This is a genomic window from Kosakonia sp. S57 (assembly GCF_016516575.1).
Classification (GTDB): Bacteria; Pseudomonadota; Gammaproteobacteria; order Enterobacterales; family Enterobacteriaceae; genus Kosakonia; species Kosakonia cowanii.
This window is the reverse complement of record NZ_JACVUL010000004.1, coordinates 241,862-265,588: the sequence shown is the minus strand read 5'-3', so window position 1 is coordinate 265,588 and position 23,727 is coordinate 241,862. Positions and strand designations below refer to the sequence as shown.

Annotated in this window: 18 protein-coding genes; 2 read left to right on the top strand and 16 right to left on the bottom strand. The window is 51.9% G+C overall.

The annotated features are described in order from the left end of the window. Positions 1-17: 17 nt before the first annotated feature. Positions 18-2,795: a flavocytochrome c gene (locus IAE48_RS06045; RefSeq protein WP_200133786.1), complete on the bottom strand. Its 2,778-nt coding sequence runs from the start codon at positions 2,793-2,795 to the stop codon at positions 18-20. Positions 2,796-3,428: 633 nt separating this feature from the next. On the opposite strand from IAE48_RS06045, the gene IAE48_RS06040 reads away from it, so the two are divergent. Both IAE48_RS06040 and fumA read left to right on the top strand, forming a co-directional pair. Further along, complete coding sequence (locus tag IAE48_RS06040; protein WP_042715318.1) at positions 3,429-4,940, top strand: anion permease; 1,512 nt, start codon at positions 3,429-3,431, stop codon at positions 4,938-4,940. Between the two features lie 52 nt (positions 4,941-4,992). Beyond that, a complete protein-coding gene (gene fumA, locus IAE48_RS06035; protein ID WP_200133785.1) occupies positions 4,993-6,639 on the top strand; it encodes a class I fumarate hydratase FumA in 1,647 nt (548 codons plus the stop codon). A 56-nt stretch (positions 6,640-6,695) separates the two neighbouring features. Here the strand turns inward: fumA and IAE48_RS06030 are convergent, their stop codons facing one another. The 15 genes from IAE48_RS06030 to IAE48_RS05960 all read right to left on the bottom strand — a co-directional run bounded on the left by IAE48_RS06030 (position 6,696) and on the right by IAE48_RS05960 (position 23,721). Next, positions 6,696-7,223 (bottom strand): hypothetical protein, encoded by a 528-nt coding sequence (locus IAE48_RS06030; RefSeq protein ID WP_200133784.1) that lies wholly within the window; start codon positions 7,221-7,223, stop codon positions 6,696-6,698. Between the two features lie 20 nt (positions 7,224-7,243). After that, positions 7,244-8,341 carry a hypothetical protein gene (locus IAE48_RS06025; protein WP_200133783.1) on the bottom strand — a complete coding sequence of 366 codons (1,098 nt, stop codon included), beginning with the start codon at positions 8,339-8,341 and terminating at the stop codon, positions 7,244-7,246. A gap of 133 nt (positions 8,342-8,474) precedes the next feature. Then, a complete protein-coding gene (locus tag IAE48_RS06020) occupies positions 8,475-9,050 on the bottom strand; it encodes a hypothetical protein (RefSeq protein WP_233631440.1) in 576 nt (191 codons plus the stop codon). A 79-nt stretch (positions 9,051-9,129) separates the two neighbouring features. Next, the gene (locus IAE48_RS06015; RefSeq protein ID WP_200133782.1) at positions 9,130-9,465 is read right to left on the bottom strand and encodes a hypothetical protein; all 336 of its coding nucleotides are present in this window, start codon (positions 9,463-9,465) and stop codon (positions 9,130-9,132) included. A gap of 9 nt (positions 9,466-9,474) precedes the next feature. Further along, a complete protein-coding gene (locus IAE48_RS06010; RefSeq protein ID WP_200133781.1) occupies positions 9,475-13,899 on the bottom strand; it encodes an RHS repeat-associated core domain-containing protein in 4,425 nt (1,474 codons plus the stop codon). Positions 13,900-13,912: 13 nt separating this feature from the next. Next, positions 13,913-14,341: a DcrB-related protein gene (locus IAE48_RS06005; protein WP_200133780.1), complete on the bottom strand. Its 429-nt coding sequence runs from the start codon at positions 14,339-14,341 to the stop codon at positions 13,913-13,915. A gap of 31 nt (positions 14,342-14,372) precedes the next feature. Next, entirely contained in the window at positions 14,373-14,918 is a 546-nt protein-coding gene (locus IAE48_RS06000; protein WP_200133779.1) for a hypothetical protein, read from the bottom strand. Continuing rightward, complete coding sequence (locus IAE48_RS05995) at positions 14,881-17,493, bottom strand: type VI secretion system Vgr family protein (RefSeq protein ID WP_200133778.1); 2,613 nt, start codon at positions 17,491-17,493, stop codon at positions 14,881-14,883. The genes IAE48_RS06000 and IAE48_RS05995 overlap by 38 nt, the downstream gene beginning before the upstream one ends. 95 nt (positions 17,494-17,588) lie before the next feature. Continuing rightward, the gene (locus IAE48_RS05990; protein ID WP_007371701.1) at positions 17,589-17,981 is read right to left on the bottom strand and encodes a DUF4150 domain-containing protein; all 393 of its coding nucleotides are present in this window, start codon (positions 17,979-17,981) and stop codon (positions 17,589-17,591) included. Between the two features lie 9 nt (positions 17,982-17,990). Next, the gene (locus IAE48_RS05985) at positions 17,991-18,599 is read right to left on the bottom strand and encodes a DUF3540 domain-containing protein (RefSeq protein ID WP_054804652.1); all 609 of its coding nucleotides are present in this window, start codon (positions 18,597-18,599) and stop codon (positions 17,991-17,993) included. Then, entirely contained in the window at positions 18,596-19,681 is a 1,086-nt protein-coding gene (locus tag IAE48_RS05980) for a pentapeptide repeat-containing protein (protein WP_200133777.1), read from the bottom strand. Before IAE48_RS05980 ends, IAE48_RS05985 begins: the two co-directional genes overlap by 4 nt. Continuing rightward, positions 19,678-22,218, bottom strand: coding sequence for a DUF2169 domain-containing protein (locus tag IAE48_RS05975; RefSeq protein ID WP_200133776.1), 2,541 nt, complete (start codon positions 22,216-22,218; stop codon positions 19,678-19,680). The genes IAE48_RS05980 and IAE48_RS05975 overlap by 4 nt, the downstream gene beginning before the upstream one ends. Positions 22,219-22,268: 50 nt before the next feature. Beyond that, positions 22,269-22,541: a hypothetical protein gene (locus IAE48_RS05970; protein WP_233631439.1), complete on the bottom strand. Its 273-nt coding sequence runs from the start codon at positions 22,539-22,541 to the stop codon at positions 22,269-22,271. A gap of 185 nt (positions 22,542-22,726) precedes the next feature. Next, entirely contained in the window at positions 22,727-23,074 is a 348-nt protein-coding gene (locus IAE48_RS05965) for a DUF3592 domain-containing protein (protein WP_200133775.1), read from the bottom strand. A 269-nt stretch (positions 23,075-23,343) separates the two neighbouring features. Beyond that, positions 23,344-23,721, bottom strand: coding sequence for a hypothetical protein (locus tag IAE48_RS05960; protein WP_200133774.1), 378 nt, complete (start codon positions 23,719-23,721; stop codon positions 23,344-23,346). Positions 23,722-23,727: the final 6 nt, after the last annotated feature.

Here is a 23,727-nt window from a genome sequence, read left to right as displayed (position 1 = left end):
CATTTTACGTTAATGCGTTACCGTTTTGCACGCAGCGCGGCCTGATGCCCCGCCAGCGAACCGAAGACGATAATATCTGCCACCGCGTTGCCGCCGATGCGGTTACCGCCGTGCAGACCGCCTACCACTTCACCCGCTGCAAAAGCCCCCGGAATAACCTGCTGCTCGCTGTTAAGCACCTGGGTGTCGGTGTTGATGGTCACACCGCCCATAGTGTGGTGCACGCCTGGCGCTATCTGAATAGCGTGGAACGGGCCTTCGTTAATCGGTGCGCGCAGTGCGGTGGTGCGCCCGAAATCATCGTCATGCTGTTTTTCAACAAAGCCATTGTAGCGCTCCAGCGTGGCGAGGAAGGCATGATAATCCATACCCAGCTTATCCGCGAGTTCGCGTGGCGAACTGGCGCTGGTGACAAAACCGCGGGCAATATACTCATCCGCCGCTTTGTTTTTTGCACGAACGTGCTCATCAAAGACGATGTAAGCATAGTGCTCCGGCAGCGCGATGATGGCCGCAGAGACTTTATCGCGGGTCGACATCTCGTTGAAGAAGCGGTTGCCCTGCTGATTGACCAGAATTGCCCCGCCGCCGCGAATCGATTCTGAAATCAGATAAGAGGTATTTTGCTCAACCGTCGGGTGGATCTGGATTTCGCCCATATCCACGGTGGCAGCGCCAAGGCGTTCCAGCAGCGAAATCCCGCTACCGGTCGCGCCTTTATGGTTGGTGGTGACGAAGCCGTCCAGATCGGGGCGATATTTCACGACCATCGCGCTGTTGGCGCTGAAGCCACCGGTGGCGACAATCACGCTCTTCGCCTCGACGCTCAAGGTCTCCTGCTCTTCGGTCAGCAGGCGTACACCGCGCACTTCGCCCGCGTCAAAGAGGATCTCTTCGACGGAGGTGTCCAGCATGACGTCGATATTGCGTTTGGTAACGTTGCGCAGCAGGCCACTGATCAGATAGCCACCTACTGCCGATCCGTCGCGTGGACGGTGCGTACGGTCAATGCTCATGCCGCCGGTGGTGGTAATGTCGTTAAGCATAATGCCGCGACGTGCCAGCCACTCAATCGCTTCCGGGGCATGTTCAACAAAGCGGCGCAGCAGAGCAGGATCGTTCTTCTCACCGCCCCCTTTCAGGGTTTCAGCGTAGAACAGCTCTTTACTGTCCTGAATGCCTTTTACGCGCTGGAAGCGGGTTTCCGCCGCGTTCATCCCTGCCGATGCTTTGATAGTGTTGCCACCGATAGTCGGCATTTTTTCGACGATCAGGACGCTGGCACCTTCGTCGTGCGCCTGAATTGCCGCAGCCAGGCCAGCACCGCCGCTGCCGATAACAATCACATCGTAATTTTTCGGCGCGCTGACATCACCACCCTCTTCGGCGATCCGCGCTTTGCTCGATTTCACCATCGCTTTCGACACCGCTTTTTTAACCGCTTCGCTCTGGCTGGTTGCGCCGGAGATGGCGTCTACGTGCGGAGAGTTGGCATCGATGATACGGCTGCGGATCTCTTCAAAGCTGCTGGTAAACTCGACGTCATCCAGCGGGCCTTCAGCCAGCGTAATATCCGCAATGCAGTCCGTTTCGAGACTGACGTTGAACACCAGCGTGGTGCTGTCATCCTGCACGGTTTCAGCAAAGAGGCCCGGCTTGAACTTCGCCGCGCCCATGCTCATATCACGGATCATCGCTTCCACCAGCGAGAAACGCCATAGCGGCTCGGGGATGTTCAGCGCTTCACGCTGGGTGCTGTCCATAAAGAGCTCAAGGGTTTCACCGTTGGCAATGCGCGAAGCCCAGTCCGGGTAGGCGATGCAGGCGCGGCCCACCGCCATCAGGTCGTAACCGTGATCCAGCCCCTCTTCCGCATCCGCCGCGTTGACGATGCCGCCAACACCCATTACCGGAATTTGCGCCAGCGTTTCTGAGCGCAATGCGCAGTATTTATCAATCAGCGGCGTCGGATCGGTCGTGTCATTAATGGAGGAGCGCAGCGCAGCACCCACGGAAAAGTGCAGATAATCGAGACCGCGAGCGGCCAGCCTCTCCAGCAGGAACATTGTGTCATCAAAACGGATGCCGGGGACCTCCAGCTCTTCCGGTGAAAAGCGGTAGCCGATGATAAACGCGTCATCAGCATACTGGCGCGCCATCTTGTGAGCGATATCCAGCACGGCCAGCGGGAAGCGGGCCCGGTTTTCGCGGCTGCCGCCCCACTCGTCGTCGCGCTGGTTGGAGTGAGGAGAGAAGAATTGCTGAATGAGATAAGTGTTAGCGCCGTGAATCTCAACGCCGTCGAAGCCTGCCTGGATGGCGCGACGTACGGCTTCGCCAAATTTGGCAATCATGTTTTCCACTTCCGCAGCGCTCATCGCTACCGGGGTCGCGGCACCCTCGCGCGGTGCGGCAATCGCGCTCGGCGCAATAGGTGTACGTCCACCGATCAGTTTCGGCTCCACCATGCGCCCGCCGTGGTAAATCTGCAGAATGGCTTTTGAACCTTTCTCCTTAATGGCGGCGGCAATCTTCGCCAGACCGGCGATTTTTTCATCGCTATCAATCCCAATCGCCCCCGGAAAAGCGAGGCCGAGATCGTCGACAAAGCAACACTCAACAATAATGGTGCCAATAGCCCCTGAACGTGCGCGGTAATACTCCACTAACTCGCTAGTAACGGTACCGTCAAAATAACCCGTGCAGGTGGTCATTGGCGCCATTAACAAACGGTTTTTTAGTTCTACGCCGTTTGGCAATGTAAACGGGCTGAGAATACGTTCGTTGCTGGTCATAATAAGCTCCACATCTAAAATTGATAAATCTTGAATTCGGTGACGGATCTATTTTCGTTCTGGTTATTAATCCTGGTGTCGTGTAATTAATATACCGCGAATTTTATTTACCAAATTAATTACGTTAGTTATAAAACTATTTAACCCCTGCAATAACAGACCTACCTCCACTGTATTATCATTTTTAAATATTGCGTTCACATTTTTATAATTACCGGTAACATAACTATTACTTGGCTACGCCTGATGACGTGAGAGCAAGACAGACAAAAACCCTAAATATCAATAATTTAATCAAGAATTACAGTGCGTGCCCGTTAAATAACAACACAAATATTTAACATTTTCCTGATTTTCTGGAAATTAACCACATCATTCATAGTGGGTATTCCAGATATTAAAAAAAGCACCTATCTTTTCGTTTTATTGATCTTAATCAAGAGAAATCCCATCGTCAGGGGCAATATAGAAATAGACTTATTTTGTTATTTATTGCCGATCGTTTTTGCGATAAATAAAGATCAGCGGAATAAGAGAAGATGATTTTAATAACTAAAATATCTTTTGAAACTAAATAAATCAAACTCACTTCCACGATCAATCCGAATTCTTAACTACTTGTAGATGCTCACTATGAAAGAGAAAACTCCAACCCCAGCTTCTGCTACTGCAGAGCACACAAAGGCCGGTAATAAAAACCGCCTGGTGATGATGGCGTTGCCCATTATCGTGGCCATACTGTTACTGTTCGTTCCGGTGCCAGAAGGCTTACCGCCTTACGCATGGCACTATTTTGCTATCTTCGTTGGCGTCATTGTCGGCCTGATCTTCGAGCCGCTGCCGGGTGCCGTGATCGGCATGACGGGCGTGGTAGTAATTGCGCTCTGTAGTCAGTGGGTGCTTTTCAGTCCGGAACAGCTGGCAGACCCGAAATTCAAGCTGGCGGGCCAGTCCTTTAAATGGGCAGTCAGCGGTTTCGGCAACTCCACCGTCTGGCTTATCTTCGGCGCATTTATGTTTGCCGCCGGTTACGATAAGACCCAGTTTGGTCGCCGCCTGGCGCTGATCCTCGTTAAATACCTGGGTCGCCGCAGCCTGACGCTCGGCTATGCCATCACCTTCGCCGATCTGCTGCTGGCACCGTTTACGCCCTCTAACACCGCACGCAGCGGCGGGACCATCTATCCGATTATTGCCAACCTGCCGCCGCTGTATGGTTCAAAACCGAACGATCCGAGTGCGCGCCGCATTGGTTCTTACCTGATGTGGGTGGCGATCACCGCAGCGTGTATCACCAGCTCCATGTTCCTTTCTGCTCTTGCGCCTAACCTGCTGGCGCTGGCGCTGGTGAAAAGCATCGTTGGAATCAATATTTCATGGGGCACCTGGTTCATCGCCTTCCTGCCGCTGGGCCTGCTGCTGATTCTGACTATGCCGCTGCTGGCGTACTGGTTCTACCCGCCTGAAGTGAAAGTGAATGATGAAGTCCCGCTGTGGGCGAGCCGCGAGCTGGAGAAGCTCGGCAGAATGTCCCGTAATGAAATTCTGCTGCTGGTCTTTGTCTGCTGTGCGCTGCTGATGTGGATTTTCGCAGCCGACTTTATTGAACCGGCACTCGCCGCCCTGCTGGTTGTGGTGCTGATGCTGTGGACCGGTGTTCTGAGCTGGAATGATATCACCAGCAATAAACCGGCCTGGAACACCTTTGTCTGGTTCGCCACGCTGGTCGCGCTGGCTGATGGCCTCTCATCCACCGGCTTTATTGCCTGGCTGGGCAAAGAGGGTGGACTGCTGATGAGCGGCATCTCTCCGGGCATGGCAACCATCGCTCTGCTGCTGGCGTTCTATCTGCTGCACTATCTCTTCGCCAGCACCACGGCACACACCACAGCGCTGTTGCCGGCGATGTTAACCATCGCAGCGACCATTCCTGGTATCAATATGGAAGTCGTTGTGCTGGTGCTCTGCACCTCACTGGGTGTCATGGGTATCATCACCCCATACGGCACGGGCCCAAGCCCGATTTACTACGGTAGCGGATACCTGCCGACTAAAGATTACTGGCGTCTGGGTACCATCTTCGGTGCCATCTTCCTCGCCGCCCTGCTGTTGATTGGCTATCCGTGGATTACCATGATGTTCTGATTCATAACCGTCGGGCTTTCCCGGCGGTTTTATTTTTGTGGAGTAATGAGCTATGTCGAACAAACCGTTTGTTTATCAGGATCCGTTCCCGCTGGCAAAAGATGAAACGGAATACTATCTGCTGAGCCGCGAACATGTCTCTGTCGCAGAGTTTGAAGGTGAGCAGGTGCTAAAAGTCGAGCCGCAGGCGCTAACGCTGCTCGCACAGCAGGCTTTCCACGACGCCGCGTTTATGCTGCGCCCCTCCCATCAGAAGCAGGTTGCCGCCATTCTGACCGACCCGCAGGCAAGCGAGAACGACAGGTATGTCGCCCTGCAGTTCCTGCGTAACTCTGAAATCGCGGCCAAAGGCGTACTGCCGACCTGCCAGGATACCGGTACGGCAATCATCATGGGTAAAAAAGGCCAGCGTGTCTGGACCGGCGGCGGCGATGAAGCCGCGCTGGCGCGTGGGGTGTATAACACCTACACCGAAGATAACCTGCGCTATTCACAGAATGCGCCGCTGGATATGTACAAAGAGGTGAATACCGGTACCAACCTGCCCGCGCAGATCGATCTCTATAGTGTCGATGGCGACGAGTATAAATTCTTGTGCATCGCCAAAGGCGGTGGTTCGGCTAATAAGACCTATCTCTATCAGGAGACCAAGGCGCTGATCACCCCAGCGAAGCTGAAAAACTATCTGGTGGAGAAGATGCGTACGCTGGGCACCGCGGCCTGCCCGCCCTACCATATCGCCTTTGTGATTGGCGGGACTTCCGCTGAATCAACGCTGAAAACCGTGAAGCTGGCGTCGACCCGCTATTACGATGGTCTGCCAACCAAAGGGAATGAGCATGGTCAGGCCTTCCGTGACGTTGAACTGGAACAGGCATTGATGGAAGAGGCGCAAAACCTCGGACTTGGCGCGCAGTTTGGCGGGAAGTACTTCGCCCATGATATCCGCGTGATCCGCCTGCCGCGCCACGGTGCTTCCTGCCCGATCGGTATGGGTGTCTCCTGCTCCGCCGACCGTAATATCAAAGCGAAGATCAACCGCGACGGGATCTGGATTGAGAAAATGGAGGCTAATCCGGCGCAGTATATTCCGGAAGAACTGCGTCAGCAGGGTGAAGGCGATGTGGCGAAAATCGATCTTAACCAGCCGATGAAAGCGATCCTCGCCCGGCTCTCCGCCTTCCCGGTATCGACCCGCGTTTCGCTTAATGGCACCATTATCGTGGCGCGCGATATCGCCCACGCGAAGCTGAAAGAGCTGATTGATAATGGTGAAGAGCTGCCGCAGTACGTAAAAGATCACCCGATCTACTACGCAGGCCCGGCGAAAACGCCAGAAGGTTATGCTTCCGGTTCGCTTGGCCCAACCACCGCAGGGCGTATGGATTCCTACGTTGACCTGCTGCAATCCCACGGTGCGAGCATGATTATGCTGGCAAAAGGCAACCGCAGCCAGCAGGTTACCGATGCCTGTGCCAGACACGGCGGTTTCTATCTGGGAAGTATTGGCGGCCCGGCTGCGGTGCTGGCGCAGCAGAGCATTAAGAGCCTGGAGTGCGTTGCGTACCCGGAACTGGGCATGGAGGCGATCTGGAAGATCGAGGTGGAGAACTTCCCGGCGTTTATTCTGGTGGATGATAAAGGGAATGACTTCTTCCAGCAGATCCAGAACAAGCAGTGCGCGGGCTGTAAACAGTAATAACGAAAAAGCCCCCGGCAGGGAAACCTGGCAGGGGCTTTTATCGCGGAGCGCAGTTACTGCCGATCGTCAACGTAATTGATGTTGATGGAGTTCACTTTGCCTTTTACGATCTCGAAAGAGATCCGCTTGTTATCGCGCTGATAGCCAATCCATTCTGCCCCATCGCTACTCTCTTTTTCACCCGGCCCATAAAGCTCTGTGACATTGTCTTCGCTGCTACCTGGAGCAATGCCGCGCGCGGTATGCGATGTCGCTCCTCGCAGGGTTATCTGCGCAACGATATAGCTATCAAAATCTCGGCTCTGGCTGTCCCACCACAGATTTGCGCTATAGACATCAAAATCATTAAATACGTGACGATAAAATTTGTAGTTACCGTCGCCAAAAGGGACTTCACCGACAAAGCTGTCTTCGCTGCTCTTACCCAGCGACGCCTGGAGTTTATCACTCCATGGCTGACCCAGTGAAACGGGCTGCTGATTCAGCGTTACCGTGAAATCAGGCTCCTCAAGGCCCTGCTGTGCCCCGGCCACAGCGGTAAAACTCAGCAGCAGCGCTGCAAGGGATAAACGTCCGGTCATTATTTTGTTCCGTTGAGTCATTAGTTCAGCCATTTTGCTGGCTGATTAACCAGCACCTTTGCGCCCTGCATAACCAATAAGCCCGGCTGTTGATAATCAACGCGATAGGTTATGTTGCCATTATGGAATTCGGCGCCGGTAACGTTGTTTGCACTGTCCTGCAGCGTTTTCCCCTTCAGGCTAATCGTGGTGCTATCGCTATTGCGCACGCCGTTATAGAGCACGTCGTCGCATGGCTTCAAGAATGCGCCGCAATTATTGCGGACAAAGAGGGTAAACTTTGCGGTTTGTAATAAACGGGTCGTCGCACCCGCCGGGACATCCTCTTTGCTCAGGACAAACTGTTCAGGCGCGTAATATTCGCCATTCACCGGCGTTCGCGTCATAGTCCAGCGAAGCGTACTTTCCTCAAGTTTTAATGTCGCCTGACCATTCACCGCACCAAAGTTTGAATCGAAGCTGATTGTCGCAACGTTATTTTTCACCGAGCCAAGAAGGTTAGGTTTATCCTCTTCAGCGCAATCAATACGATTCCCCTGCTGTGTGATGTAACAGTAAGTCCCAATCACCTTGTTGCCCATCTGCGTTAACTTCAGGCTTAGCGTTGAGGCATCGTTGTCCTTGCCCTGCCAGGTGCCGGTGAAACTTGCATCCTGAGGCGCAATATCCGGGAGCGTTTTTCCCTTAAGCTGGCTTGCCCACTGTTGAATATCCTTGCTGATGCCGTCATTGGGGTGGTTGGTACGGTAATTAACCACACTGTCATCTGGCAAAATCCATGCTGCAGACAACCGACCATCGGGATAGATGACGAAGGCCGAGGCGTTCTCCTGAGCAAGATGCTGCATCCAGCCAGAAACAAACAGGCCACCATCCGCAGTGTGGTGCGGCTCGCCATAAACATCGAAGTTAGAAATAAAATTGTCGTACTCATTGCCGAGCAGCTTTTTTAGCTGCACAACGACCGCTTTGTCGGCAGTAATGCTCTCAACCGTATCTAACTTATCGTACTGGTTAAGCTGAAGTGCGGCTGAAGCATGAGGGAGCGCAAATAACAGGCAGGTTAATAAAGCAGCGTAATATGGCACGTTGCCAAAGGTGCGACGGTGATAAGACATACTCTTTCCCTGATAACCTAAGTTGATTCTTATGATGTTTTAACTGCACGGAACAAAGTACATCACAGGTGATAAATGAATCTATAAAAAGCGATTGAATGTCGACGGTTAAGTGTTACAAAGCGCACTGGAGTTATACGTCATCGGCAAAATTTCGCACCGTCATTCCCTTAAGACAGGCCGGTTCGGCATAAGGAAAGGCGAAAGCTGTCGCATTACCGTTTTTATCTAAAGGGGTGATCCAGGCAAAAGTTTCATTAACCGAGTGCCCGTGTGGCGCGCTAAAGAGTTTTAGCTGCGGATAAATCTTTCTAACGTCTGACAATAAAATACATCCATCACTCACGTCATAATGAATGATAAAAACCTTCGGTGGATGCTTATGATCCAATCGCACAGCGAGATTAGAGAGAGTAACCCCGCCATTAAGCGTGAAAGGTTTGGTTGTCAGCCAGTACTCATTGGCCGGATTGAGACGAAAAAGCGGATGCCCCACAATCGGCTCAACGGTATTCACATCCTGACCGATGTTCTCTTTGAGCTGATCTGCAAAGTCATTCAACGCTTTTAGTTTGATGAGATTTTCATCTGCATAAAGAGGAGTCGAAATACAAATGGTGGTGAAAACAAGCAAGGAGCGAATAAACAATGTGGTTTTCACTTCTGAATATGCGACAGTTTTTAACTTTATATTGATCATAAAATACATTTACAAATAACCCTAAGAAATCATCTGCGCATTTCTGCAGAACATTTTGACGAAGGTTAAAAACTCTTGGTGGCAACTATTAAGCATTCGCATCTAAACCAAGTTTTTCCTTTAAGCATTCCGGGCAGACGCTACAAAGATGATGAGATATTTTATTTATAGTAATTCTATCATTCATCTTTTTATTTGCCTTATCCCTGTCATAGAAAACAATGCCATCAACTTGATTTAAGCCGTGACTTACCAGCAATTCCCGATCAACAAAAACATACTCTTTCTTCATCCCCTCATCCGGCTTAATAATTACCACCTTGACTACGTCCGGCAGTTTCCTGCTTTGTTTCAAGGCCTCATTTATAGCCAATGAAACTGTCACATTTCGGGCAACATTGTGAATAGGACATAATGAAAACATTTTTAATCCTTATTTTAAAAGCCTCAGAATATACTTCATTTGTGCCCCAGGTTCATTTGGAACATCTATCCCACCGCGCCTTAAAACATCACAAACATGGGTTACACAGCTTTGTGTTTTAAGATCATAAAGAGGGCCATTCTTATCTAATACCCCCCCTAAGTATTTAACAGCTTCATCAGCCTTAGGTAATTCCACTTCAGCGCTTTTAGCTGCCGGAGGTAACCTATCAAAACCACGAGTTGTAATCATTGTTGATTCCCCCGGGCCCCCAGCCTGGTGCGTGTGTAAACTCATCCCATTAATTTTAACTTCAACAGAGTAATGACCGAACCGGTTATCCGGGGACCGATTGTCATGCCAGTGGATAACCGCTGAGCCTGATTGATGTTCAGACTTTATTCCACCCTTCAGTGAGCTGGTGCTGGTATTAGAACACTTACGCTGACTCAATCCCCATGGATCCACCCAGCCAAGCGCGTTAGGCGCATACTGATAAAGATTTAACCCGCCAGACAGCCCTATCGGATCCTGCTGGGTAAACCTTCCGTAATCCGGATCGTAATAGCGAAAAAGATTGTAATGTAAACCCGTTTCACGATCCAAATATTGCCCCTGCATTCGCAGGTTCTGCGCATAATCAGTGGGATTATCCAACGTTTCACGTAACAGTTTACCCCACGCGCTGTTCTGCCCTTTCCAGCGAACTTCACCCTCTGCGTCAGTGAGTAGCTCAGGGGTGCCGTTTGGCTGGCAATGAAACCAGTAGATCTCCGGGTCATTAATGCCATCAATACGTACAAGTGGATCGTAGCTCGCCTGATCGCTATAGACATATGTCAGCGGGACATCGCCATGAATTTCCTGGAGCAACCTGAAGCCATCCCAGACAAAATGCGTTGTTACGCTGCGCCCGACCACCTGGCCACCAAGAATCTGACGGCAGATTTTGCTGGTGCGTCTTCCCAGAGGGTCATAACGGAAAGTTACCTGCACCTGTGGTTTGTTGCGATTACGGGGCTGGCTAACGACTTCTATCAACCGATGTTCACCATCGTAGCGGTACAACCAACGCGTCTGCCCATTATCTTTCGCTACGGTGCGGCCGTGAATATCATACTGCCAACGAATACCATTTAATTGCGTCACGCGATTATGCCGCACAACTTTGGGCGAAAGATTATCCGTTGGGTTACCTGCGGCATCCCATCGCCACTGCTCGTGTCCGGGCAGCGACCCGTCCTGCACAAGCAGGCGCCCCGCACCGTCGTATTTCCAGCGATGCCAAATAAAGGGGTTATCATCACGCTCTTCGCGGATCAGGTTATTTTGGTAGTCATAATCCCAACGACGCGACCAGCGGCGAGGTGCTGGTCGCTGCGCATTGCCTTCGAAGACATCCCGTTGCTGTAATCGACCGAGTCGATCGTGATGGCTACGGGTTGTTAACAAACCCTGCGTTCGGCTTACCTCACGATGGAGTGTATCTCGGCTGAAATCTGTGATCGGCAGATTGTCGACGGCAATCCCCAACAGATGGCCACTACCGTAGTAATACTGTTTTAATTCTCGGCCATCAGGCAGTTTTGTCGAAACGCGATTACCCAGCGCATCATAGGACCATGCAAGGATCCCATTTTCGCTCTCTTCACTCGTCAAGCGTCCAAGATCGTCGAACGTAAACAGGATTTCCTGTTCAGCCTGGGAACTCCAGCTGTTCTCATCAAGCGCAAGATGCAGGCTAATACGCTTCAGGAGGCCTTCTGGTGACCAGTGCCAGCGTGTCTGGCCTTCAGGCGTCGTTCGTGCCAACAATTCTCCAGTCGCGCTCCAGCGAAAACTGTGCGTTATGGCCTGAGGATGATCGGCTGCAAAAGTTCGCGTCAGCGTACGTCCGCAGGCATCGTAGCTGTAACGGCTTATTACGCCATCCAGCCCCTGCTCTTCCAACAGCAGCGAGTCTGCTCCCCAACGGAAACGGTATGCTTCGCCATTTTGATTATGCAGCGCAATAAGACGTCCGCGAGTGTCCCAGCTGCGGCGGATCTCTTCCCCTTGACTATTGCGCGTCGCAATGAGCCGCCCGATAGGGTCATATCCAAATTCACTTCGGCCACCATCAGCTGATTCATGAATTATCGGAAGGCCTTTATCGTTCCACACCACGGTTTCGAGCCACTCTTCTGCTCGTGCTATCTTAAGCAGACGTCCGGCAGCATCGTAATGGTATCGGGTTACTTCGCCATCGGCTGTTTGAACAACCAGTGGCCAGCCCAGAGAATGATAGCGGTAACGAGTGACATAACCCGAACAATCGGTTTCGCGAATGATCAGGCCCGCGTCGTTGTACTCATGGCGCCTTAGGTTTCCACCCGCGTCAATTTCTTCGATAACTTGACCAAACTCATCGCGACGCCATAATGTTGTCTGGCCGAGAGCATCAACCACTCTCACAAGACCAAAATGTTCGTCATAATAAAAAAACGTGGTTCGCCCGTGTTCACTGATTGCCGAGGGCAACGCACGGTTTGGCAACCATTGAGTCGACCGCGAGTGGCCAGCAGCATCAACCTCTTCAACCCTGTTGCCTATGTCGTCATAGACAAACCTGACTCTATTGCCGAGCGGATCGATACGACAGGTTAATTGCTCGTCGTCATTCCATTCATAGCGCCAATTTTCTCCGCGCTCATCAATAAAACGAACAATTAACCCCTGCTGATTCCAGTAGTGCTGACGAGTTTGACCATCAATGTGTGTAACAGTGGTCAATCCTGCAACAAGGTCGTAAGCAAAACGGTAACCGTCACCGCTGTTTGTACGATTTTCAATTACACGCCAATGATCAAACATCTCCCAGCGGTATTCACTTTCCAGTCCACTTGCTGAGCGGTGCCACGTCATCAATCCATTATCGTTGTAACGATATTCACGTCGGGTAATACCTGTCGCATCAATTACTGAAGCAAGTTGTCCACGCGCATCATAATGCCAACGCATCAATGGCCAATGTTGCTCCCCATCAATATGGCTGGCCGCCGTTACGCGTAGTGGAAAACGCGCGTCGTCATAAGTTAGCTTGATGTTGATAGAACCGGGAGCATCATGGATGAGGACCAGTCGCCCCGTTTCATCCCAACCAGTCTCTAACGCATTTCCATATTCATCGCTCAATGAGGCCAAGCGTAAAATAGTCGGGTCTGCTCGAGTCGGCTTAAATAAGCGCCACACGGCACCATCTTCATCAGCGATAGCCACATCTCCGCTATCGTTACGACGAACAATTACTCCTTCACTGATGCTATACAGCGCCTGATCGATGGCAGGCATTCTGAAACGTAACTCACGGCCGCTATCGTCAAACCAAGTTACCTCTTCATTATCCAGCAACAGATAACTATCAAAAACGGTTGCCCAGCCAAGCCCACACAGCCCAACGCGGGTGGTAAGGCTGTTGTAACTCCGCTGAAATCGCAGCGGAAAACGCCCCGCGAGTGAAAAATCGAGTTCATTTTCATCGTTAAGCACTTTCACACCGGTCGCCGCATGAACAGGATTTGGTGAGCCGAAGAGAGCATTTACCGCCATATCTGCCAACATGCCACCGCCAGCTGCAACGATTGCGCAAGGCATGTTTTTCAGCATCTTCCCTGGACGGCCGCGGATGAGCGAAAGTGCGATCATGGCAACCGACAGCCCTGGTAATTTGCCGCTTTTGATATCACGGACCGTCAGCGTATCCCCACCTATGATGACATTTGGCGAAACAGCATCAGAGACCGTCCCTTCGCAAGTGCTTTTATCTTTTGCCCGAACGGCGGGTCGTCCATTAATAAAGACACTTTTTGAACCCTGAGCCAGATATTGCGGCCCCGAATGTTTTTCACAGGCAACCTTATCCTCTTCACAGGGTGAGGTTGCCTCGTTTGCCGAGCCCACCGTAGGCTGCCACATCTCGCTGCCAAACCGTTTTGCGCCGGCGAGTAACAATCCAGCATAGTCTGCGAAGCTGTCCGGCGATTGCGGCTGAGCGGGCGTATACTCGGGGGCTGTTAACTCTCCCGCAGCGCGCGCGGCGAGCTTGCCATTCGTTATTACATTGGACGACCCGGTTACGATGGTTCCCGCAGGTGATGGAGGAAATAACGCATCGCCGAGGCTGCTGGCCACATTGCTGATGTCATCCGTAATCCCGGCAACGTTCGCCAGTACTCCGCCCAGTATCCCGCTCAAAATACAGCTTGAGCCAATGGCCGCGACGCTGGCTGCAGCTGCGCCCACCCCCAATAAGGGTGCGGCGGTGGTCGCTGCAAACGCAACGGCCGAGCCGATTACGGCATACGCCACGCCTTCAGCAACAAGGCTTGTGATATCAGCGAAAACGCTGGAGTGGATAATTTGATCGCCCTGACGGGCAGCGTGTGTCTCGCTCATGCTACCGATTCCATTATTCGTGCAGCTTAAGGCTCTGTTTAATCCCTTCCCAACGCGCCTGGTCCTTGTCGTCAAACGCTCGTAACGCTGAAAGGGTGAAGATCATAATGACTGCTGTATCAGGAACCTGAACAGCAAATTGCTTCTGCCTGGCTGGTTGCCCCTTTCCGGTAAAGGATGTTTCTACCTCCACCGCGCGGGTTTTGCGGTCCGATCCTACGAAAATTCGCTGAAATTCGCTCTGGTTTATATCACTCATTTGAGTACGTAAAACATCCCACTGGCGATGGAACTCTTTTTCAAAATCGCTACCTGTGGGGATGGTCCCCCGGCTGACAATGATCGAAAGGCCACTATCATTATCGCGAAGCACAGTCATGCTAGTATCTTGCCAATTGGCAGGAAAAAGAGAGAAGGAACCTTCCTGTAGCAGATATTCCATAATTCATCCTGAATAAAATAGGTACTAGAATCTAATTATCATAATGTCTGAAGCCGAGGCTTTTAAGACATGATGGCGTAGATTGAGAAAACCCCAAAATTATGCGATTCCCCTTATCATCCTTTGGAGTAACCCAGTTGAATTTCTCATTTGTTGCTCTACCTCTTGGCACACTTGATAGGGTGAGTTGAGGGTAAAGATCTTTAACCTGCGAAACCAAAATACATGACTGCTCAATATCAAAATTTATGATGTTAATACTATGAGGGTAATTAACATGCAATCGAACAATAAAATTATTAATCTGAACACCGTCATCAAGTTTAAATGATGGTGTTGTTAAGCGAATGTCATTATCCGGATCAACACGAGAAAGCGGCTGACCGGTTATTTCTCCAATAACACTTGCGTTCATACCGATACTATTTCTAAGTTCTGAAGCAAGTGACCATAAAGATTCTGTATTCATATTTTTTTCTTCTGCACATAAACAAGCTGAAAAAGACAGGGAAGCACTAATAAGTAAAATTCTCGCCAGGTTACGGTTTCGACTTATTAGCATCATACATCTTGCCATAATGTTCCTCATAAACCTCGTCTGTAAGCGAACTGGAAGCAACTTCTCCCCGTCTATATATTTCACCGATTGCTTTGCTTGCTGAGTTACGTGTAATCTTACCGCTATCCATATCTTTAAATATTTTAATATACTTACTCTCGTTTTGTGATCCAAAGACTGAGCCTATATCTACTCCCATATTGTGATAAATTTCTCGCCTAACCTCAATTTCATTCAACGTGGCATGACCCTCATCATTGAGCATGCTATTCACAAAATTGGTCCGAGATGTTAAATCATGAGTATAAGGGCTAGTGGCGTGCCCCAATTCGTGGGCAAGGGTAATAACAGCCTCATCGTCATTCGCCATATGTTCTGGATCCAGCACCATAAGTTTGTTATCAGTATCTGTCCAGGAGCCTGAACCTGGCACGTTTGGTGCTATATTCCACTCATCATCCAGCAATTTTTTCAAATCTTGTTGCATTTTAGGTGAGCTGTTTATTTTCTCTATCACACCATCGCTAAAAGGCATAAAGAGTTTCTTGCTTTTTTCATTACTGTAAACATAATCCCCTTTCAGCGGCGGCGGTGCTTTATATTTCGCGATCGGTTTTTGAGTTGGAGGAGACGCAGTGGCAGTTGCCACAGGCGCGGCATGTTTTACCTCACTTTGCGGAGAGAAAAATCGCTCTACGGCTGTGTGAATATCGCCTTTATGACCCGATCCCGGTGCTGCGGTTGGCGCAGGTGTTCCTTCAGTGTTGAGATGCAATTTACCACCGGTGGTTATATGCCCATCCTCTTCAACAAAAAAGTTAAACGATTTACCGATCAGATTGATTTTGCCGTTAGCGTTCAACTCAATCGCACTATCACCGGAGACCAGCCGAAGCTGCGTGCCAGAGGCGATAATAAATTGCTCAACCGCAGCATCAAGCTTGCCTTTTCCGGTGAGGTTTTCTGTTTGCCCCTTTACGACATGGGTCTGGTTGGCTTCAACGCGATGAAGCGCGTTTTTGCGCACATAATGACTGTGATTACTGCCAATGGAATGGGAAGCATCGTTTTTTACATGTACATCCAGATTACGCTCGGCCTGAATCCACACCTGCTCCTCCCCCGCTTTATCTTCAAAGCGTAGGGCGTTGGCGTTATCAACCGAGCCATCTTTTGAGCGGCTGAGAAAGCCCATCTGTGTTGCGGCAGCGGGCAGTGACCATGGCGGCATGCTCGCTTCGTTGTAGACGCGCCCTGTCACGATCGGACGGTCCGGGTCGCCGTTGATAAAGTCAATCACCACCTCATCCCCCACGCGCGGGATTTGTACCCCGCCGAAGCCCTGGCCTGCCCACGCGCTCGACACGCGCACCCAGCAGGAGCTGGTGTCATCCCCTTTCGCCTGACGGTCCCAGTGGAACTTCACCTTTATCCGGCCATATTTGTCCGTCCAGATACTCTCGCCCTGCGGGCCGACCACTTTTGCCGTCTGCGGGCCGTGGGTTTTCGGCCACGCTGTTACCGGCGCCGGGCGGAACACCACCGACGAGGGAATGACGGTGAAATCGGTGCGGTGCACCGTCTCGCCGTCTGACCCGCTGGCGTAGCGGTTCTCCTCGAGGAAGTAGTTCGCCTCGGTGGTCAGGTACTCGCCGTTATCGCTGAAGAACGGCGCGTTGCAGAGCGCAAAGGTGTGACCCGGCGCAATACCCGTTGCCGTGGCGGTGGCCTGAATCTGCTGGTGCTCCACCTGCCACCGCTCCTGGCGGATGCGGGCGTAATATTCGCCGTGACCGTGCTCGACAAAGCGGCCCGGCCAGTCATAGACGTCAATGCTCCCCGGTTGCGGCGAGGCCGGATTCTGCCGGGCCTGGAACAGCCATGCGTTCGGTTTGCGGAAGTCGTAGTCATCAAGGCTGTAGATACCCGGCGTCACGCTGTCCTCCAGCGCCCACTGGCTGATGCCCTCTTCGCTGGTGCTGCCGCCGGACGGCGTCGGGTGGTAGGGAATGGTTTCGTACCCGCTGAAGGGCTGGTGTTCCGTGGCGGCGTCCGTCAGCACCATCACGTGCCGGTCGGCTTCGTGACTGAAGTGGTAGGCAATGCCCTCAAGTTCCATCAGACGGCTGATGAAGTCAAAACTGCTCTCCTGGTACTGCACGCAGTAGCCCCAGCTCCGGTAGCTGCCGGTCAGGCGGTCCTCAAGGTTCACCTGGTATTCGCCAAGCAGGGTCTTCACAATCTGCGGCACCGTCTGCTCCTGGAAGATTCGCAGGTTGCGGTCGCGCTTCATCGGCCACACGTCCGGCTCCACCGTCAGGCGGTAGACCGCATACCGTGTCCCCGACATCTCCGTGGCGCTCACCGCCACGCGGGTGATTTTGCCGTTGAAGTGGCGCGTGCCGCCGGCAATCCCCTGCGTCGGCACATTCACCGTCACTGGCTGGCCCAGCAGCTGGCTGCGGTCGATACGCGCGTCGGTGCCCAGCACCGTCAGGGAAAAAGCAAACGCTTCAGACAGCGCCTCGCGACCGGTGAGTTTCCAGAAAAGCAGGCCGTCTACCGGCAGCTTGACCGTAATTCTGTTCAACATAGTGATTAATCCCTCAAAAGCGACTATGTCAAAGCGCACCTGAAATTATCGGTGCGCTTATTGTTTTAATAAAATTGCTGTGTGTTTGATGGTGATTAAGGTGCCAGCATCAATACCTTGAACTGGCTCGGCACGATGCGCATGCCGATTGCGTTGGTGGAGTTTTGCAGGCTTACGCTGGTTAAGCGTGTGGCCGGCGTGCCTTTCAACAATACGGTGAATGCGCCGGTCAGGTGACGTGATGGCCCCATTACGGTGCCGGATGCAACGCCGGTCGCCACGCCCGGGTTGTCGCCGTTGGTAAGCGGCGTGACCGTCGCCATATTATGTGCGGGCATCCCCATAAAAAGGATATTCAGCGCATTCGGGATAGCCGTTGGCCCAAGCGCAATATCCGGATAGGGAATGGGCGTCGGAGCAGGCATCGGCGTCAGGCAGACGTCCGGAAACGCCAGGTCAACGCCCATCAGCTGGCAGTTAGCAAACATACTCTCTCCTTAACCCATATGGATCTGTTCAGAATCGACTTTGGTGATCGCTTTTGAAGTGATGACCGTGTTCTGCGCATGCATGCGCAGATAATCTTCTGCTTTCATATCCAGCTGCCCGGCACGCACATGCTCCATCTGGCGCGTGGTGCGAAACAGCTGCTGGCTGATTTGCGTCACCGTCTGCCAGACCGATTCCGCCCGCTTGCCGACAATGCGCGAAAGGGATACCCATGCGGAGATCTTGTCGCCGCTATAATTCATCTCGCTGATATGACACTCCCCTTTTGCCGCACTGATATTAAGCGCTTCACTGCTGAGGCTCAGAGCACCCTGGCTGGCAATATGCAGATCGCCCTGTACGCTCAGCTCTGCGGCAGAGGCCGGATTCTGGCGCTCCAGCACCGCGAGCAGCCACATCTGGTTATCAACGGCGCTAATCAGGACCGTATCACCCGCCTGCGGAGCGATGACGCAGCTCACGGCGCGACGACAGTGCCAGCCGCGGCCTTCGCTTTCAACCATCAGGCTGCCATCCTCAAAGCAGTGAGTGACCTGTGCGGAGAACTGTCCGCTGGGGATCGCCGCCATCAGCAGCTGGTGATTAATATTCGTCATAATGAGTCTCCGTAAATTCTGCTATGGCGTTCGGCGCTCCAGGCTTCCGCCGCCAGTAACTCTTCGTCATATTCAAGGATGCCTTTACGATCGGCAAAGCGCGCGTTGTCCTGCCGGGCGCGATGAAAACGGGTGCGCGAAAAAGTCGCACCGCGAAAATCCGCCAGCCGGACATCGGCGGCAGAGAAGTCCGCATAGGTCAAATCACACAGGGTGAATTCCGCTTCCTGCGCGGTCGTCTGCTGCAGGATGCTCTGGAAGAAGCGGCTCTGCTTAAAGGAGGCCTTGTTGAGCGTCGCGCCGACGAATATTGCCTGATCGAACAGGCTGCCCTGCGCCTGCGCCCCGCTTAAGTCCGCTTCCATAAACAGTGCCTGGGTGGCATTCACGCCACGAAGCTGTGCCTGCTTTAATGATGCGCCTTTAAAGTTACACTGCGTAAGCTGCGCGCCACTGAAATCAGCGCCATCAAGCTGGTTATCGGTAAACTGGCAACCGGTGAATTTATGCTTCGCATAGTGTTTGCCGCGCTGGTCGCAGTTGAAAAAGACCGTGCGCTCAAACTGGCTCGCCTGCAGATCGACATCACGCAGATCGATATTAAACAGCGTGGTCATCAGATTAGTGCAGTTATCGAGCTTCGCTCTGCCAAGCGGGGTCTCATAGAAAGTGGAGCGATCGAAGGTCGAGCCGCTGAACAGGCTCTGCTCCAGCGCACAGCGCATAAACTGGCTGGTATCGCTGCTTATGCGCGAAAAATCACTCTTTGCCAGATTGCAGTCATTAAAGACGCAGCGGGTCAGCGTCGCGCCGATGGCGGTGATGTCCGCCATCTCGCACTGGTTAAATACCGTCTCTTCCAGCAGGGTTGCTTTAAGGTTTGCGCCGCTCAGCTGGCATTCGGTAAAAACGCTCTCTTTGAGGTTCGCACCTTGCAGGTTCGCCCCCTGCAATGACACCTCCTGAAAAATCGCCCCGGAGAGATCGCAGCCCTGCAGATCGAGGTCGTCGAGGCTGAGTTCCATGATCGCTTCGCCGCCCTTAATTTTCTGCTGTAGCTCTGCGGCCGTTAATCTCTTCATATCACCTCCCCGTCACGCTTCGGCAATGTTTTAACCCGTTTGGTATAAGCGCCCTGGAGCTGCGTCGTCTCGCTGGTAAAAGATTGCGACAGATCGGCACGGAACAGGTTGGCGAAGCTGAGATCGGCCCCTTCGAGGCGGCTTTTCTGCAACATCGCGCCCATCAGATTCGCCTCGTTAAGACGTGCGCGGCGAAAGTCGGTACGAATAAACATGCTGCCGGTGAGGGTTGCGCCGCTAAAATCCGCCGCTTCGCACTGCGCCTCGCTGAGATCGCTATTATTGAGCCTGGCCCGGGTAAAGCGCGCGCCGGTTAACACCGCCTGACGCAGGTTGCTCTGCTTGAGATGTGCACCGCTGAAATCTGCTCTTGCAAGCGTGCCGCCAGAGGCCACCGCGCAGGTCACAAGCGTGGCACCCGCGAAATTCGCCTCTTCCAGCTGGCTTTCAACCCATGAGCAACTATCCAGCTGTGCCGCGGCGAAGCTGGCATGCTGAAGCTCGCATTTAATAAAGCTGCTTTTATTCATCACCGCATGGCTGAAATCCGGCTTTGGTAGCGTCAGCTCCATAAAGACGCCGCTATCAATAGTGGCGTAATTAAAGCGGCACTCACTAAAGCCTGTCTCGCGGAATAAGAGATTATTCAGGCGGGCATGGCTGAAGTCACACGTGTCGAACAACGCGCCGGTCATCTCGGTTTCATTGAATTGCGCGCCCTGAAAACCGGTGCCTTTACACTGCGCCAGCGCCAGGCTGGCCTTGTCGAGGCAGCAGTCGCGCAATGAGGCATTTTGTAAATCGGCGCGCGCCAGCATCGCCTGAGTGAAGGTCGCGCCATCAAGCTTACAATTGCTTAAATTCGCGCACTCCAGCAGGGTGTGAGTAAAGTTTGCGCCGCTCAGATCCATGCCGGAGAAGTCGGCCCCGGTTAAATCGAGCCCGCTAAAGTCGCCGCCCTGCGCCATGGTGCGTTCGGCACGCTGGCGAATGATGAGTGCGATATCGCCGGTCAGTTTTATTGCCGGCGGCTGTTGCGCAGCAGACATCAGGTACATCTGATGCAGTGCTTCACGGCTTTGCGCCAGCTTCTTCTCGCTCATCTGCGAGGCGTTGCGCTCAAGCATATCATTCATACGATGCATCGATTCCGGGCCGCGCGGGCGATTTTCATCATTTGCGGCGTCAGGATATTTTGCTTCCATCTCCGCTTTACGCGCCTCGGCCTGCTGCTGCATTTCCGCCGCTTTACGCTCCATCTCTTCGATAAACTCAGGCAGTTCATCAAGTTTGGGCAATTCAGGTTCATCAAACGCTTTCATCAGGTCACTGACATCGCCGCCCTGCGCCTCCAGCCGCGCCCGGTGCTGCTCACGCAGTTGTGTGGCACGCGCATTCTGGTTCTCGCGCATCGGGCTGTGATTTTGCTGCACCTCATTGTCGATCCACGGGCCGATAGCCTCTTCCGGCACCAAATCTTTTTCACGGAAGGCAAACAGCGCACCCTTCTCTTTATCGAGACGCTGAGTGAGGACTTTGCGGTAGTGATTAACGGAGCGTGTCGCACCCGTTTTTTCCAGCGCCGGCATCAGGTGCAGCACATCGGCGGCATCATCTTCGTTGATCCGCTGGTTACCGTGCCAAATCAGCACCATCTGCTCGAGGTGGGGGAAGAACCAGACGGTGGTGGCACGCAGCGCGATCTCCTCAAACAGGATCTCCTCCCCGCGCTGGCGCTGAATAAAGCAGCGCGCCTGCCACGGCGGTAAAGTGCCTTCCTGCACCGGCTTTTGCGGATGCATGTTCCAGATTCGCCAGGCGGCCTGCGGCGGCAGTGAATCACGCTCTTCCCACCACTGATCGGGGCTGGCGGCATTAAAGACGCGCCAGTCGATATCCGGGGCGAAACCGGGGAAATCATTCTGCAGCCAGCGGGCATCGTAGTTTTTGCCCATGCGGCGGAAACGGCGCGGCCATGTCAGATCCAGCGGCCCAAAGCTCGCCGGCTCCGGTTTCATGCGCGGCGAAACTACGCGATGTTGTAGCGCTTCGATATTTGGCAAGCGACGGAACTGGGTGCCGTTGTAGTTTTCCATCACAGCGCCGATGCCGTGCGGGTTTTCTTCATACCCTTCACCACCAAACGCGCGGCTCCAGTCGAGGCGCATCTGTTCAAACGGTTTCGGTGCGGTCGCTCTTGAGCCTGCCCAGTAACGATCGCCGGTAACGGCGAGGGTTTTAGTCAGCGTGTCGACTTCGATGCGAACCGCGCAAGCTGTTTTATCCTGATGGTGCTGCGTATACGCGTAACCGGTAGCAAGAAACTCAGCGCGCGCCTTCGGCATCGCCATATCGAGCACGCCGCCGCTCGTTTGCAACTCGCTGGCCGCCAGTTGCCAGAGTTCAACTTCGGGACGAAGCTTTGGCGCAGCACTCATATCAGCCAGCGCCATCACGGCAACGCCCAGATGGTTCTGGCCCTGCAAACGGAACGGACGGTTTAACACGCTTAGCCGCAGCGGTTTGATAATCTTCATATAACTTCCTTTGGAAGATTAAGAGTGGTGTTGGCGCCTGAGAAAAAGGGTTATTTCAGTACGCTCGGAAGAGTATGTTTATTTTGTGTGGGATCGCTGCGCAAATAAACGATCGGAACCGTTGCGCCAACATTGTATTGCGTCATTTCCATGGTTTTAACGACAGTTACAGTATTTTTCTTTGTGTATCGATTTCCTGATGCGTCTTCAAACTCATAATCCAGAGTCACATTGACAATGCCATTGGGGGCCGGTGTGCCAGGTGCCGCTTTAGTGATTAATGCATCGGTATAGACGGGATCTCGGGCAATGCTTTTTTTCATTCTTGATTTTTGAAATCCCGGAGTCCGAGAAAGAAAAAAAGAACAATGCAAAGCAGTGGGAAAATGTATGTCAGGTATATCAAAATCGACCTTCTGAATTATGCTTAAAACATAGAGTTAAAGATTTATTTAAAACAGCCCTAAAAATATCACAAGCCAACTTTTACTTGAGAGACACTAAATCTCTAATACTCTTTCAATATCAGCCAAACTTTTCCCGGATCCTTTTTATTATAATAGATATCTAGTTTCCTTTCGCGTTCAAGCTTCATTAAGTCCAGCACTGTAACAACTTGAGTGTGGTTTGTATGAATTTCTTTCCCATCTAATGTTTTAAATGACAAGCTAAAAACGCACTTTGGTGAACCCGTACCTGAAGTGGAGGTCTGCTTTATGTTTGTGATCTCTGCTACAGTCCTGCCCCCATGCTTTTTAAAAGCATAATAAACAGATCCAGTATAGAAAACCCAGCCTATTAATGCACATGGTGCTGCGATACTTAACAACAAGCCAATATCGTTGCCGATAGACACGCCTTGCCCTCACATAAAGAGAATAGATAATGATTCTATTGATTATAATGTCTGTAAAACGGAAGCTTAAAAATTAAACATAAATAACACATCATTCAACAATAATTATAATTGCTACAAAATAAATAGGCGCATAGACATTATAAAAACCAGCCCGTCATTTACTCTAAGGTTAACCTTTACTATCATGACATATTGCATTTATTTTTGGCTGTATTTGCAGACCATAATAAGCTAATGGCAACTCTATTTTCCCATAACAATTAACGCTAATTACCAAAGTATATTGAAATGACGGCCATTTTACCTTTCGTCCCTTTCTTGACTTTTATACTTAATCCCTTTTTCAGCATATGCGCTTGTTCTGAGAAAATTAAACTTTTCGCTGTGTATAACTGCTTGTCATTGGGCAGGAAGAAATCAATATCATAAAAGTGGTCATTCCCATACATGGCGTTTAACTTTTGCCAGGATTCAATATTTGTTTGCATTACCTCACCCTGCCAACGGTTGCTGGAGAGATAATGCTTTATTCCCGAAACATTGCTTTTATCTTGTCTTTCTAAAAAGCAAAAAAAGACGGTGACCGCTGCTGTTAAAATGACACCCCCATACATGAAATATTTAGAGTACTCCTCCAGAGCCATTAACCC